This window comes from Pseudonocardia lutea, assembly GCF_042658055.1.
Taxonomy (GTDB): domain Bacteria; phylum Actinomycetota; class Actinomycetes; order Mycobacteriales; family Pseudonocardiaceae; genus Pseudonocardia; species Pseudonocardia lutea.
The window spans coordinates 1-13,673 of sequence record NZ_JBHSQK010000045.1; the positions used below are offsets into that span (position 1 = coordinate 1).

A 13,673-nucleotide genomic window follows, 5' to 3' on the forward strand; every position below is an offset into this window, starting at 1 on the left:
GGCCGGCCCCGCCGGTGCCCGACGGGCAGGGCGGCAGCGCCGCCGCCGCGCGCAGCCCGGCCAGCCGGGCGGGATCGGGGGCGGCGGTCGCGGTCGCGGCGCCGGAGGAGGGCTCCGACGGGGCCGGGTCGCGCGGCCAGAGGGCCACCACGCCGATCACCACCAGCACCAGCACCAGCACCGTGCTGACGAGCTCCGAGCGGTGCCGGCGCAGGGTGGCCAGGGGCCCCTCGTTCATCCCCGGCTCATTCCCCGCCCAGCCCCGCCAGCTGCAGCAGGTGGGGCGCCTCCGGGCCCTTGACCAGCTTCCCGGCCGCGACCGGGTCGGTCGGCCCGAGACCGAACGACGGGCAGTCCATCGCCAGCGTGCACGCGCCGCAGGCCGGCTTCTTCGCGTGGCAGACCCGGCGCCCGTGGAAGATCACGTGGTGCGACGCCATGGTCCAGTCCTTCTTCGGGATCAGGGCGCCGACCTCGTGCTCGACCTTGACCGGGTCCTCCTCGGCGGTCCAGCCCCAGCGGCGGACGAGCCGGCCGAAATGCGTGTCCACGGTGATACCGGGGACGCCGAACGCGTTGCCGAGGATGACGTTCGCGGTCTTCCGGCCGATCCCCGGCAGGGTGACGAGATCGTCCAGGTTCCCCGGCACCTCGCCGTCGAACCGCTCGACCAGGGCGGCACCCAGGCCCATCAGCGCGTTCGCCTTGTTCCGGTAGAAGCCGGTCTGGCGGACGTACTCCTCCAGCTCGGCCCGGTCGGCGCCCGCGTAGTCGGCCGCGGTGCGGTAGCGCGCGAACAGCGCCGGGCTGATCTCGTTGACCTTCTTGTCGGTGGACTGCGCGGACAGGATGGTGGCGACGGCGAGCTCGAGCGGGTTCGTGAAGTCCAGCTCGCAGTGCGCGTCGGGGTACGCGACGGCGAGGGCGCGCAGGATGCGCCCGACGCGGCGCGCGCGGCCGATCGGGCTCTCGCCGGCGGCGATCCGCGCGGACAGCTTCGCGACCTCACGGCTGGTGGGGCGCCGGAGAGTGGTGGTCACACGGCGAGACTACGGCGGCCCACCGACACACCCGGGCGCGGCACGCAGCGTGACCGACCGTTGCTGCAGGTAGCGGTCTCGATCGCGCATCGATCCCGCGGCGCGGGGGGCCCGGTGCGGCCGGCCCACCCCGAGTGCGCCATCATCGATGGCGACATGACTGCCTGGTTAGCCGTCCTCGTGCCGCTCCTGGTGATGTTCTTCGCGCTCGGCATGGAGCGCGTGGAGTCCCGGATGCGGGAGTCCACCGTGCGGCAGGACGAGCTCGACGAGCTGCTCGAGCGTCCCCGCCCCGACGAGGTGCGGGCGCTGTTCCGCCAGGGCACCGTCCGTGCGCTGGAGCTCTTCCGGCTGCGCAACCGGGGCGGGAGGCGCGGGACACGCCGGAGTAAAGTGTCTCCGTAGCCCGATCGGCCCGGAAGGGCCGGCCGGGAAGGGGGGCCGAACGGGTCGGTCCGCCGTGCCGGATGCCCCATCCGGGCATGGTGTTCACACGTCGTCTCGTCACACAGTGCGGAGCGACCCCCTAGACTGGCGCGCCGATGATCCGCCGCGTGGCTGCGGCGGGTGTGGACAGGAGCAGGTGTTGTGGACGATGTTCTGATCCGGGCGGGGATCTTCCAGGGCGTGGAGCCGCACGCCGCCGAGGTGCTGGCACAGGCCCTGGAGCCCGTCGAGTTCCCGCGTGGGCACGTCATCTTCAGCGAGGGCGAGCCGGGCGACCGGCTCTACATCATCGGCAGCGGCAAGGTGAAGATCGGCCGGAAGTCCCCCGACGGCCGCGAGAACCTGCTGATGGTCGCCGGCCCGTCGGACATGTTCGGCGAGCTGTCGATCTTCGACCCGGGTCCGCGCACCTCGTCCGCCACCACCGTCACCGAGGTGCGGGCGTACAGCATGGACCGCGCCGCGCTGCGCGAGTGGATCGGCAAGCGCCCGGAGATCGCCGAGCAGCTGCTGCGCGTGCTGGCCCGCCGGCTGCGCCGCACCAACAACATGCTGGCGGACCTGATCTTCACGGACGTGCCCGGCCGCGTCGCCAAGTCGCTGCTGCAGCTGGCCCGCCAGTTCGGGTCGCAGGAGTCCGGCCTGCTCCGTGTCACGCACGACCTGACCCAGGAGGAGATCGCCCAGCTCGTCGGCGCCTCCCGCGAGACGGTCAACAAGGCGCTGGCGGACTTCGCCCACCGCGGCTGGCTGCGGCTGGAGGGCAAGAGCGTCCTGATCCTCGAGCCCGAGCGGCTCGCGCGCCGGGCCCGCTGACGCCGGCACCTCACCCCGCGGCGGCGGAGCGGCCGGTCACGCGGCGGACGAAGTCCACCACCCGCTCGACCACGTCGTCGGCCAAGGGCTCGGCGGCCTGCCGGCGGTAGGTGGACGGTCCGCCCGCGTCCGCGGTGCGGCGCAGCAGGTGCGTCACGCCGGGCGCACGGTAGGACTCGCCGCCGGTGAGCTCGGCGATGCGCTCGGCGTCGGCGGGATCGACCTGCACGTCCCGCTCGCCGGTCACCGCGAGCACCGGGAGGGCGAGCCGACCGAGCTGCGGCCCCGGATCGGCGTCGAGGAACTCCCGGAACCATCGCGCGTTGGTGCGGAAGGGACCGTGCCCGGTCACGTCGGCCGTCGTGGCGCGCAGCGTGGCGATCCGCCTGCGCTGCAGGGCGGGCACGTCGATCCGCAGGAGCCGCAGCAGGGCCCGCACCGGGGCCGGCAGGGTCCCGACGACCGCGCGGCCCTGGTAGCGCAGCACCTCCTCGGCCGGGCCGGCCGCCCCCGCGAGCAGGACGAGCCCGGCGAGCTCGGGGTGCTCGGCCGCGAGGGCGACGGCGTGGAACGCGCCCTCGCTGTGCCCGGCCACCACGATCCGGCGCGCGTCGACCTCCGGCCGCGCCGCCAGCGCGGCGAGCGCGGCGCCCGCGTCCCGGGTCGTGTCGAGGAAGCCGGTGCGGAAGAAGTCCCCGGTGCTCGCGCCCGTCCCGCGCTTGTCGAGGCGCAGCGAGGCGATCCCGGCCTCCGCCAGTTCGCCGGCCAGCAGGCGGGTCACCCCGAGGCGCGCCCGGTGGTGGTCGGAGTCGCGGTCCAGCGGCCCGGAGCCGGGCAGGAGCAGCACCGCCGGCACGGGCGCGGTGCGGCGGGCGGGCAGGCGCAGCGTCCCGACCAGGCGCTCGCCGTCGGACTCGACCACCACCTCCTGCGCACGCGCCCGGTGGTCGCGCAGGCGGGCCGCGAGGTGCGCGGGGTCCCCGGTGGCCAGGACCATCGCGGTGTACCGGGTGCCGCTCAGCTCGATCCGCAGGGCGGGGGTGCCCGCGTGGGCGATCACGAGCTCGCGGTGGCCCGGCCGGCGCCACGTGCCGAGGTAGGTGCGGCGGGGGACGGCGAGGCCCGGGGCGCGGAAACCCCGCAGTGCGCGCCGGGCATCCGGCACGACCTGCACGTCGGTGATCGCTTCGAGGGGGACCGAGACCTCGCGGATCAGGCCGGCGAGTCGTTGGGCGCGGGTCGGGGCGACGACCACTCGGTCGCCCTCCAGATGGACCGGGACGCTACGGGCCACGGCGGGGGCCTCCTCGGCAGGTCGGATGTTATCGTTGACGATAACGGTATCACGGTTGAGAACGGTGGTGACGCGATGCCGGCCCGACCGGACCTGCTGATGCACCCGGTGCGCATCCGGGTCGTGCGCGCGCTGCTCGGCGGCCGCACGCGGACCACCGGGCAGCTGCGCGACGAGCTGCCGGACGTCCCGGTCGCGACCCTCTACCGGCAGATCGCGCGGTTGATGAAGGGCGGCGCGTTGGAGGTGGTCGACGAGCACCGCGTCCGCGGTGCCGTCGAACGCACCTACGCCCTGCGCGAGGGCGTGGTGGACGTCGGCCCGGAGGAGGCCGCGCAGCTGACGCCGGAGCGGGCCAAGGAGGCGCTCACCGCGTTCCTCGTCGCGTTGGGGGCGGGGTACGAGCGGTTCCTCGACGGGTTCGCGGAGGCCCCGGAGACCCTCGCCGGCGAGGTGCACGGCTTCCGCTCCGCGGCGTTCTGGCTCACGGAGGCCGAGCTCGCCGGCCTCGTCGCGGACCTGCGGGAGGCCCTGACCCCGTACCGGGAGCACCGCGAGGGCCCGGGGCGACGGCGGGTGCACCTGGCCACGGTCCTGTTCCCCGACCCGCAGGACGCGGAGCCGCCGGGGAATTGAGTGGTACGGCCGTACCACACTGTGCGATCCTCGTCGGCGTGTCCGTCTCGCTCGCCGACTACCGCGCGGCCGTCAGCACCCCCGGTGCGGCCGTGCCGGTCGTCACCTCGGCGGTGGGGCGGTTCCCGGTCGCCATGTTCAGCTTCGCCACGCTGCTCTACGTGCAGCGTGCGTCGGGGTCGTTCGCGGTCGCGGGCGCGGTCTCGGCTGGCTCACTGGTCGGCGTCGCGCTGGGGTCGGTGCTGCAGGGCCGGCTGATGGACCGGCGCGGACCCTCGGGCGTGCTGCTCACGGTGGCCACCCTGTTCCTGCTCGGCGCCGGCGGGCTCGTCGCGGCGGTCGAGACCCGGGCCGCGCTGCCCGTCGTCGTCGCGGTGTCCCTGCTCACCGGGCTGGCCATGCCGGCCATGCCCGGGGCCTCCCGGGCGCTGTGGGAGCGGCTGGTGCCGGCCGGGCCGCGCCGCGAGGCCGCGTACAGCTACGAGGCGATCAGCCTCGAGGTCTTCTTCGTCCTCGGGCCCGGGGTGGCGGCGCTGCTGGCCTCCACGCCGTGGCCGGGCACCGGCACCGCGGTGGCCGTGGTCGCGACGGTCGTCGGGACGGTGGGGTTCGCGCTGAGCGCACCCGTCCGCGGCAGCCGCCCGCTGCCGTCGACCGGCGCCACGCTGTGGGGCGCGATCGCCGGCCCCGGCATGCGGACGATCGCGCTGGCCGGGCTGGGCTTCGGGCTCGTCGTCGGGGCCGTCGAGGTCGGGGTGCCGGCGGTCGCCGCGGGTCTCGGCGAGCCGTGGCTGGGCGGCGCGCTGCTCTCGGCCTGGTCGGTCACGTCCGTGCTGGTCGGCGTGCTCTACGGCATGCGGCCCTGGCCGCGCGCCCTGCACCTGCGGATGCCGGTGCTGGTCGCCGGGTTCGGGGTCCTGGTCCTGACCATGTGGCTCGCCGGTGCGGCGGGCTCGCTCCTGCTGCTGGTGATCGCCATGCTGGCCGCGGGCGGCCTGATCACGCCGCAGACGACCGGGCACTCGCTCGTCATCGAGGTGGTGGCGCCGCGCGGCGCGGCCACCGAGGCCTTCGGCTGGGTGGTCACGGCGATCACCGTCGGCGCGGCCGTCGGGCAGTCCCTGGCCGGGCTCGTCGTCGAGGCGGCCGGCGCCCCCGCGGCCTTCGTCGCCGGCGGCGCTGCGGGAGTGCTCGTGGGCGTCGTGCTGTGGGTCCGGCGGCGGACGATCGAGGGCACGCCCTCAGCCGCGTAGGTAGTCCAGCTGGGCCTTCACCGAGAGCTCCGCGGCGTCCCAGAGCCGCTCGTCGACGTCGGCGTACACGACCTCGACCACCTGCCGGGGCGTCGCGTCCGCCGGCAGCGTGCGCAGGGCCTCGCGGACCTGGTCGAGCCGCTGGTGGCGGTGCTCGCGGTAGTGCGTGGCGACGGCCGCGGCGTCGGGCAGCTCGGGGCCGTGGCCGGTCAGCACGGTGGTGCCGGGCGGCAGGTCCGCGTACCAGTCCAGCGAGGAGAGGTACGGGGCGAGCGCGCCGTCCGGGTGTGCGATCACGGTGGTGCCGTGGCCGAGGATCATGTCCCCGGCCAGCAGCGGCGGCGGGCCCTCCCCCGGGCCCTCCACCAGGAACGACGTCGAGTCCGACGTGTGCCCCGGCGTCGCCACCACGCGCAGCTCCAGGCCGGCGGCGGCCACCACGTCGCCGTCGGCCAGCGCCTCCGAACCCAGCACCAGGCTCGGGTCCAGGGCCTGCACCGGCGCCCCGGTGAGCTCCGCGAGCCGGCGGGCGGCGCCGCTGTGGTCGTGGTGCCGGTGGGTCAGCAGGATCCGGGCCACCGGGCCCTGCGCGGCGACCCGCTCGAGATGCTCCTCGTCGTCCGCCTCGCCGGGGTCGACGACGATGCACTCCTCCACCCCGGGCGCCCGCAGCACCCAGGTGTTGGTGCCCTCGAGCGTCATCGGGCCGGGGTTGTTCTGCAGCAGCACCGAGACGAGCGGCGTGACCTCGCGGAGCACGCCGTACGCGGGAGCGGTCACGCGGACCGCGCGGGAGCGAAGCGGTGCTCGGAGCCGTCCGGGAGGATGATGTACCGGACGCCCTCCTCGTCCTTGCGGAACCGCGGGTGCACCGGCGTCAGGTCGCGGCCGGCGCACCCGGCCAGCGCCTCGGCCGTGGTGTCGAAGGCGGCGAGGTCGCGGAGCGAGAGCAGGGTCGGCGGCATCAGGGTCATCTCGCCGGCCTCGAACGCCTCCAGCGCCGCGGACGGGTACCACCAGGTGGCCTCCACGGCCTCGGTGGTGTGCGCGTCCGCCTCCTGGCCGGCCGGCATCCCCGCCACGAAGAAGATCGTGTCGTAGCGGCGCCCCTCCTGGGGCGGGGTCACCCAGTGCCCCCAGGTCCGCAGCAGGTCCGAGCGCAGCACGTAGCCCGAGTCGACCAGGACCTGGGCCAGCGAGATCGTGTGCTCGACGAGCTGCTTGCGCCACAGCGGCGCCTGCGCGGTGAGGGAGCCGGGCTCGCCGCCGGGCGGGCCGGCGAGCAGCACGCCCGTCTCCTCGAACACCTCGCGCACGGCCGCGGACACGGCCTGCCCGGCGACCTCCGGCGACACGCCGATCAGCTCGGCCCACTCGGCGGGGTCGGGACCGGCCCAACGCTCGGCGTCGGGCACGTCGGAGGGGTCGACGCTGCCGCCCGGGAACACGGTCATCCCGCCCGCGAAGGCCATCTGCTTCACCCGGCGCTGCAGGAAGACCTGCAGCGGGGCACGACCGGGCGGGGGCGCCGGGTCGTCACGCAGCAGCAGCACGGTCGCGGCCGGCTTCGGCTGCGCGACTCCGTCGGTCGTGTTGTCCCCGGCGACGCTCACGATCGGACCTTAACCCGAGCGGTGCGGGAACCCGGGCGTGAAGAAGGCCACCCCGCACCCGATCGCGGGAGATCCTGCGACGCGCCGGGGCTTGTCGTCGCGTCGTGGATCCACGACGCGCCGGGTGGTGCGTCTTGATCGCGTCGTGGATCCGTACTGCGCGCGAGGCGGGGTTCTGGGCGCGTTGTGGATCCGTACCGCGGCCCCGACGGGGCGGCCCGGCAGGATGGGGGCGTGGACCAGCTGCGCGTCGGACTCGTCGGGGGTGGGCCGTGGGCCCGCTCCGTGCACGCCCCCGCCCTCGCCGCCCATCCCGGGGTGGAGCTCGCGGGCGTCTGGACCCGGAGGGCGGAACCGGCCCGGGAGATCACCGCACTGCACGGCGGCACCGCGTACCCGGAGCTCGACGAACTGCTCGAGGCCGTCGACGCCGTCGCCTTCGCGGTCCCGCCCGCGGTGCAGGGCGCGCTGGCGGTGCCCGCGGCCGCCGCCGGGAAGCACCTGATCCTGGACAAGCCGCTCGCGGACAGCCTGCCGGTCGCCGAGCAGGTCGCGGCGGCGATCGCGGAGGCCGGCGTCTGCTCGACGACCGTGTTCACCCTCCGCTTCCACCCGCCGGTCCGCGCGTGGCTCGCCGGCCTACCGGCGGGTCCGGCCGACGCCGACACCACCGCCACCGCCCGCTGGCTCTCCGGCGCCCTGCTCGGCGGTCCGTACTCGGCGTCGGCGTGGCGGGCCGAGCGGGGCGCACTGCTGGACATCGGCCCGCACCTCGTCGACCTGCTCGACGCCGCGCTCGGCGAGGTCGTCGCGGTCGAGTTCGCGCACGCGGGCGAGCCGGACCTGTGGCGGGTCGGGCTGCGGCACGTCGGCGGCGCCCGCAGCACGCTGATGCTCTCGCTCGCGCTGCCCGTCGACCCCACCGAGATGGAGGTGACGGCCTTCGGCTCGGTCGGGCGGCACGTGCTCACCGACCGGCCCGCCGACGCCACGCTCTCCTACGCCGCGCTCCTCGACGAGCTGCTCGACGCGATCGCGGGCGGCCGCGCGGACGGGCCGTTCTCCGCCGCCCGCAGCCTGCACGTGCAGCGGGTGCTCGCGCGGGCGGAGGAGCTGGCGCGGGCGTAGCTCGCCGTCCCCATGGGACATCAGGGCTGTCGTCGGCCGGGAACAGCCCTGACGTCCCACTCGGAGCCCGGTGCTCAGCCTGCGAGGTCCGGCGGGCCGTAGGGGCCCGAGCCGTTGCGCCGCTCGGGCGCGGACTCCCGCACCGCCAGCTCCTGCTGCAACAGGCGCAGCAGGTCCTGTTCACGGCTCGAGAGCGAGGAGTAGGCCTGCGGTGCGGATTCCTCCTCCCGGGCCTCCGGCTGCGCGTCCGGCGGGGCGCCTTCGGCGCCGCCCGACGGTTCGTCGTCGGCCGCGCGGGCCGGGTCCGGGCCGACGCCGAAGGGATCGTCCGGGCGGCTCGGCGGCACCTCCCCGGGACCGAACAGGCCGCTGACGGGCTGGTCGGAGGTCCGGCGGATGCGCGGGATGGTGCGCGGGACCGGCCGGGGCGGCGGCAGGCCGTCCGCGCGGTCCGCGGAGCCGTCCCCGGGCCGGGGTGCGGGATCCGGTCGGGCATCCGGTACGGGATCCGGTGCAGGCCGTGGGGCGGGGCCGGCGTCGGCCGCGAAGTTCCACGCGTCGGGCTCCGCGTCGTCCGGACGGTGCCGTGCCCGGCGGCGGCCACCCGGGACCGGACGGATGGTGGGCACCCCGTCCTTCGCCGCCCGACGGCCGGTGGGCGCGTCGTCGTCCGGCACGGCCGGGCCGTCCACCGCCCCGTCCGTCGTGCCCTCTTCCGGGGCCGACGGGTCCGCGGCGCGGCGGGAGCCCGGGGTGCGGTCGTCCGTGGCGCCGGCGCCCGGCGAGGAGCCGGGAACGGCGGGCTGCGCGGAGCCCTGCAACCGGCCGCCCGCGGGCGCCTCGGGCCGCTCCGGGCCGGGTGCAGCCGTCCTCGGCCCGGCCGCGGAGCTGTCGGCCTCGGTGCCTCCGCCTGCGAGGCCGGTGCCGTCCTCGCCCCCGCTCGGCGGAACGTTGCCCGAGCCCAGCGGGTCGAGCGGATCGATCCGCAGCGGGCCGTCGGTCGGGTCGACCGCGTCGCCCTGCCGGTCCTCCGAGTGCGGTGAGGGGGAGCCGGTCGGCCCGGCCGCGCCGGGTTCCGGGCTGCGCGACCGGTCCGCGGGTGCGGAGCCTCGGAGGTCGGCGCCGTCGGCCGAGCCCGCGATGTCGGTCGTGCCGTCCGTCGGGCCGCCGGCTCGGCGACGGCCGATCACCGGGCGAGCCGTCCCGTTCGTCGGCCCGAACGGCTCGCCGCGGTCCGCGCGGTCGTACGGGTCCGCCGCGGCCTCGCCCCGCGAACCCGGCGCGCCGAGGTGCCGGAGCAGGTCGGGACGGTTCGCCGTCCCGTTCTGCTCGCCGCCGCGGTCTGCGTGGTCGCGCGGGCCCGTCGAGCCCTCACCCCGCGAACCTGGCGCACGGAGGTGTCCGAGCAGGTCCGAGCCGGTGGGGACGTCGGTCGTGCCGCTGGCGCGGTCGACCGCGTCCGCTCGACTGCCCGGCTCCGTCGGCGTGCCGGGAAACGCGCTGGTCCGGCCCGTCCCGTCGGAGGGAGCCGGCGGGGTGCCGGGGGCAGAGCTCTCCTGGTCGTCGAGCAGCGGGTCGACGGCCCGTCGACGGCCGGCACCGAGCGATCCCGTCGGGTCGAAGGCCGAGCCCGGCCCGCCGGGCGATCCCGGCGAGCCGCTTGCCGTCCGGTCGAGGGGACCGTCCGCGGCACCGCCCAGAGGGTCGTCCGCACGACGTCGGCGCCCGCCGCCGGACTCCGCCGGTGCGTCGGAGGTCGACCCGGTTCGACTGCCCGGCGCGGAATCCGGGGAGCCGCCCCTGAAGTCCTGGCCGTCGCCTCCGCCCCTCAGCGGGTGGGCCGAATCCGGTGTTCCCTCGGCGCGGCGACGCCGACCGCCCTCACGCGGCTCCGACGGCTCGCCCGCAGGCGCGCCCGTGGACCTCGGCCCGAAGCCCGCATCGCCATCCGATGAGTCGGCTGGGCCGGGGGCGAGGCGGTCGCCGTCGCCGGACAAGGCGGGCCGTTCGGCCCCCTCTGCGCCGTCCTGACGAGGGCCCGCCGGATCGGTGGTGCCCGCGTGCGATCGCGGACCTGCGGGGTCGGCGACCGACGCGGTCCGGCCGTCACCGTCGGCCGTGACGCGGCCCGCTGCGGGGAGGTCCGGGCCCCGTCGCCGCTCGGGCATCGCCCAGGCGCCGGACGTCCAGTCCCGCGTCCACTCCGGCGCGGGCTCCCGCGGCGGCTCCTCGGCGCGGCGGCGACGGCCCGTGGTCGGAGCCTCGCCCAGCACGTCGCCCAGCACGTCGCCCAGCACGTCGCCCGGCCCGTCGGCAAGTGCCTCGGCCCGGTCGTCGGCCCGCGCCTCGACCTGGTGGTCGGCCTGCTCCTCGCCGGTGGGGGCGACGGCGTCGAGCGGCTCGGGCTCCGCCGCCCCCGGGCCGTCCTCCGAAGCGCGGTCCGGGTCGTCGGCGGGCGCGTCCTGCGGCGGGGTGAGGCCGACGATCGGCATCGGACCGGTCCGGGCGCGGTCGAGCTGGGCATCGAGCAGCGGCTCGCGCAGGGGCCCGCTCAGCGGGTCCCGCATCGAGGCGAGGACGGGCGGATCCACCTCGTGGACGCCGTCCTCGGGCACCGGCCAGGGCGCCGCCGGGGTCGGGAAGGACTCGTCGGCGCGCACGACCGGCGTCGGACGGGTGACGGGCGCCTGGCGCGGTCCGCTCGGCGGCTCGTGCCCCGGCGCCGCCGGCACCACGCTGAGCGTGGGTCCGGAGCGGCGGGAGCCGGGTGTGCGGGTGCGCTCGAACGGCGTGGTCCGCGGCTCGTCCTGCGCACCGGCGGTCTCCATCGGGCCGACGGTCTCCACCGGGCCGAGCGGGAGCCGCGGGCCCTCGGGCACCGGACGGGGGCCGGGACCGGGCACCGGCCGCGGGCCGGGCCGGGCCGCCTGCTCGCCGACGGCTTCGGCGGGGAGCGCGGCCGGCTCCGAGCCGCCGACGACCGGTGCGCCCTCGTCCGGACGCGGATGCAGCGGCCGGAACGCCGCCGGTGGCTGCGCGGTCTCCAGGGGACGGCCGAGAGCCGGGTGCGGCATCGGCGGCCGGGTGCCCGGGTTCGCGGACGCGGGCCGGGGGGACGGCGAGGGCCGCGGCGCCACCTCGGCCGGGCCGTAGGCGGGCCGGGGCTCGCCGGGCCGGCCCGGCGCCTCCCCCGGCAGGTCGCCCTCGGTCGTCGGGCCGCCGGGTCGAGTCACCGGCGAGTCGCCGCGCGGCGCGACCGCTGCGCCGGACCCGTCGGATGCGGCGGCCGCGGACCCCGCTCCCGCACCGGCAGGCCCCGCCCCTGCACCGGCGGTCTCCCCTGCCGGCGCAGGACCGGGCTCGACACGCGAGACGAGACCCGGCGCGACACCCGCAGCACCAGCACCGCCCGAACCCGGAACCGCACCGAGTCCCGCCCCGACTCCCGCACCGACAGCACCGGAACCAGCTCCACCAGGACCAGCGGAACCAGGTCCCGCAGGACCCGCGGGAGCAGCGGACGGAGCCCCGACCCGCCCCCCACCGACCTCCCGCGCCCGCTCCAGCGCCGCGCGCTGGTAGGCCGGGAGCGGGTCGGCGGGGGTGTACGTCTCCACCGACGCGGGCAGGCCCGAGCGCGTCAGCTGCGCCCCGAGCCGGTACGACACCACCTCGGGTGCGATCCCAGGCCCGGTCAGCTCCACCAGCACGACCGGGTGCGGCACCGGCCCGGGTGCGGCACCGGCCGGCGTCAACCGCCAGGTCACGCGCACCGTCGACCCGGGCGGCGGGGAGGTGAGCAGCTCGGCGAGCCGCTCGTCGCCCCCGGCCGGCCCCGCGCCGAAGACGTGCCGGGTGCCGTCGAGCGAGCCGGCGGCGGGCCCGAGGAGGGCCTCGGCGTCGAGCTCGAGGCCGCGCCACCGGGCCAGCTCCACGACCTCGGCCCGCAGCGGGGCGGGCAGCGCGGTGCGGTCGGCGACCAGGGTCGCGACGAGGATCTCCAGCGCCTGCGGCTCCTCGCCGATCGCGACGAGCTCGCGGGCGGTGGCCAGCAGGTCGTCGTCGACGCGGCCGGCCAGGGCCAGCAGCAGGTGGTGCGTGCTCGGGACAGGTGGGGCCGTCATCGGGCCCTCCTTCTTTCGGTCAGCTCGCGCCGGAGGTCGCCGGCGTCGCGAACTCGATCTCGGTGCCGGGCCGCGTCCACACGGAGCGGGACCCGACGATGGCGGCCTGGTGGTAGGCGGGCGGCTCCAGCCCGGCGGGGAGCACCTCGACGCACGGCGTCCGGTCCCCGTGCACCCGCAGCAGCCGTTGCAGCGTGCCGGTCAGCTCCCAGGCGCGCTCGGCGCCCAGCACGAGCAGCACCCGCTGCTCGCCGCGCCGGCCGCGCCGCGCCTGCCGCAGCTCCTGCGTGCCGGGGTGCCCGGCCACCACGGCCAGCGCGCCCAGCACGGCGAGATCGGGCAGCTCCGGGCCCGCCGCGAACGCCGGATGGGGAGCGTCCGGCGTGTGCAGCGGGAGGACGGCGTCGACCAGGCGGTTCCCGCCCGCCGCGGCGGCGAGCAGGGTGCGTTCGGCCTCGGTGATGCCGACGCGGTTGCGCAGCAGGGCACGCGGCAGCAGCGCGCCGACCGGTGCCGCGGCACCGGCGGCGAGCCAGTCCCGCAGCCGCCAGAGGACGTCGTCCGGCAGCCGCCCGGCCAGCCGGACGAGCAGCTCGTGGGCCGCCGCTGCCTCCACTACGCGACCTCGACGATCAGCTCGACCTCCACCGGCGCGTCGATCGGCAGCTCGGCGACGCCGACGGCGGAGCGGGCGTGCGTGCCCGCGTCGCCGAACACCTCGGCGAGCAGGTCCGACGCGCCGTTGATCACGCCGGGCTGCCCGCCGAAGCCCGGGGCGGAGGCCACGAACCCGACGACCTTGACCACGCCCTTGACGTTGTCCAGCCCGACGAGCGCGTCGACGGCGGCGAGCGCGTTCAGCGCGCAGGTCCGCGCGAGGTCCTTCGCCTCCTCGGGCGTGACCTCCGCGCCGACCTTGCCGGTCCGGGGCAGCTTCCCGTCGACGAAGGGCACCTGGCCCGCGGTGAAGACGAGCGAGCCGGAGGCCTTGGCCGGGATGTACGAGCCGGCGGGCGCCGCGACGGCGGGCAGCTCGAGCCCCAGCTCGGCCAGCCGCTGCGTGGGCGACGTCACGACTGCTGCACCGGGCGCTTGAAGAACGCGATCAGGTTCTCCGGCGTGGCACCGGGGACGACCGAGACCAGCTCCCAGCCGTCCCGGCCGAAGTTGTCGAGGATCGCCTTGGTGTTGTGGATCAGCAGCGGGGCGTTCAGGTATTCCCACCTGGTGACGGCCGGGGAGGTCATGGGCCGGGACTGTAGCCCGGCGCCGTCACCCGGTAGCGGGTCGGACGGCCCCTCCTGCGACGAGCGGGCGTCCGC

Annotated in this window: 13 protein-coding genes and 1 pseudogene; 5 read left to right on the plus strand and 9 right to left on the minus strand. The window is 76.9% G+C overall.

All coding sequences use genetic code 11. The features are described 5' to 3' along the window. Positions 1 to 238, minus strand: a pseudogene (locus ACFQH9_RS18500) (hypothetical protein); the annotation flags it as partial. Positions 239 to 245: 7 nt separating this feature from the next. Continuing rightward, on the minus strand, positions 246 to 995 hold the full coding sequence (gene nth / locus ACFQH9_RS18505) for an endonuclease III (RefSeq protein ID WP_379567467.1): 750 nt from the start codon (positions 993 to 995) through the stop codon (positions 246 to 248). A 201-nt stretch (positions 996 to 1,196) separates the two neighbouring features. On the opposite strand from nth, the gene ACFQH9_RS18510 reads away from it, so the two are divergent. Both ACFQH9_RS18510 and ACFQH9_RS18515 read left to right on the plus strand, forming a co-directional pair. Continuing rightward, complete coding sequence (locus ACFQH9_RS18510; RefSeq protein ID WP_233307994.1) at positions 1,197 to 1,445, plus strand: hypothetical protein; 249 nt, start codon at positions 1,197 to 1,199, stop codon at positions 1,443 to 1,445. Between the two features lie 183 nt (positions 1,446 to 1,628). Then, positions 1,629 to 2,303: a Crp/Fnr family transcriptional regulator gene (locus tag ACFQH9_RS18515; protein WP_379567399.1), complete on the plus strand. Its 675-nt coding sequence runs from the start codon at positions 1,629 to 1,631 to the stop codon at positions 2,301 to 2,303. 10 nt (positions 2,304 to 2,313) lie between these two features. Here ACFQH9_RS18515 and ACFQH9_RS18520 read toward each other — a convergent pair whose 3' ends face one another. Next, entirely contained in the window at positions 2,314 to 3,597 is a 1,284-nt protein-coding gene (locus ACFQH9_RS18520; RefSeq protein ID WP_379567400.1) for an alpha/beta hydrolase, read from the minus strand. Positions 3,598 to 3,672: 75 nt separating this feature from the next. Here ACFQH9_RS18520 and ACFQH9_RS18525 point away from each other — a divergent pair, with 75 nt between their 5' ends. Next, the gene (locus ACFQH9_RS18525) at positions 3,673 to 4,233 is read left to right on the plus strand and encodes a helix-turn-helix domain-containing protein (RefSeq protein ID WP_379567401.1); all 561 of its coding nucleotides are present in this window, start codon (positions 3,673 to 3,675) and stop codon (positions 4,231 to 4,233) included. Between the two features lie 38 nt (positions 4,234 to 4,271). After that, a complete protein-coding gene (locus ACFQH9_RS18530) occupies positions 4,272 to 5,486 on the plus strand; it encodes an MFS transporter (RefSeq protein ID WP_379567402.1) in 1,215 nt (404 codons plus the stop codon). Here ACFQH9_RS18530 and ACFQH9_RS18535 read toward each other — a convergent pair. Next, the gene (locus ACFQH9_RS18535; RefSeq protein WP_379567403.1) at positions 5,475 to 6,266 is read right to left on the minus strand and encodes an MBL fold metallo-hydrolase; all 792 of its coding nucleotides are present in this window, start codon (positions 6,264 to 6,266) and stop codon (positions 5,475 to 5,477) included. The genes ACFQH9_RS18530 and ACFQH9_RS18535 overlap by 12 nt on opposite strands. Next, entirely contained in the window at positions 6,263 to 7,099 is an 837-nt protein-coding gene (locus tag ACFQH9_RS18540; protein WP_379567404.1) for an NUDIX hydrolase, read from the minus strand. Before ACFQH9_RS18540 ends, ACFQH9_RS18535 begins: the two co-directional genes overlap by 4 nt. 234 nt (positions 7,100 to 7,333) lie before the next feature. On the opposite strand from ACFQH9_RS18540, the gene ACFQH9_RS18545 reads away from it, so the two are divergent. Further along, on the plus strand, positions 7,334 to 8,227 hold the full coding sequence (locus ACFQH9_RS18545) for a Gfo/Idh/MocA family protein (protein ID WP_379567405.1): 894 nt from the start codon (positions 7,334 to 7,336) through the stop codon (positions 8,225 to 8,227). Positions 8,228 to 8,301: 74 nt separating this feature from the next. On the opposite strand, the gene ACFQH9_RS18550 is transcribed toward ACFQH9_RS18545, so the two are convergent. From ACFQH9_RS18550 to ACFQH9_RS18565, 4 genes are read right to left on the minus strand one after another with little or no spacing between them, the layout of a single operon-like run. Continuing rightward, entirely contained in the window at positions 8,302 to 12,351 is a 4,050-nt protein-coding gene (locus ACFQH9_RS18550) for a hypothetical protein (protein WP_379567406.1), read from the minus strand. A 19-nt stretch (positions 12,352 to 12,370) separates the two neighbouring features. After that, the gene (locus ACFQH9_RS18555) at positions 12,371 to 12,967 is read right to left on the minus strand and encodes a hypothetical protein (protein ID WP_379567407.1); all 597 of its coding nucleotides are present in this window, start codon (positions 12,965 to 12,967) and stop codon (positions 12,371 to 12,373) included. After that, entirely contained in the window at positions 12,967 to 13,425 is a 459-nt protein-coding gene (locus ACFQH9_RS18560; RefSeq protein WP_379567408.1) for a RidA family protein, read from the minus strand. Before ACFQH9_RS18560 ends, ACFQH9_RS18555 begins: the two co-directional genes overlap by 1 nt. Further along, positions 13,422 to 13,598: a DUF4177 domain-containing protein gene (locus tag ACFQH9_RS18565; protein WP_197040498.1), complete on the minus strand. Its 177-nt coding sequence runs from the start codon at positions 13,596 to 13,598 to the stop codon at positions 13,422 to 13,424. The genes ACFQH9_RS18560 and ACFQH9_RS18565 overlap by 4 nt, the downstream gene beginning before the upstream one ends. Positions 13,599 to 13,673 lie beyond the last annotated feature (75 nt).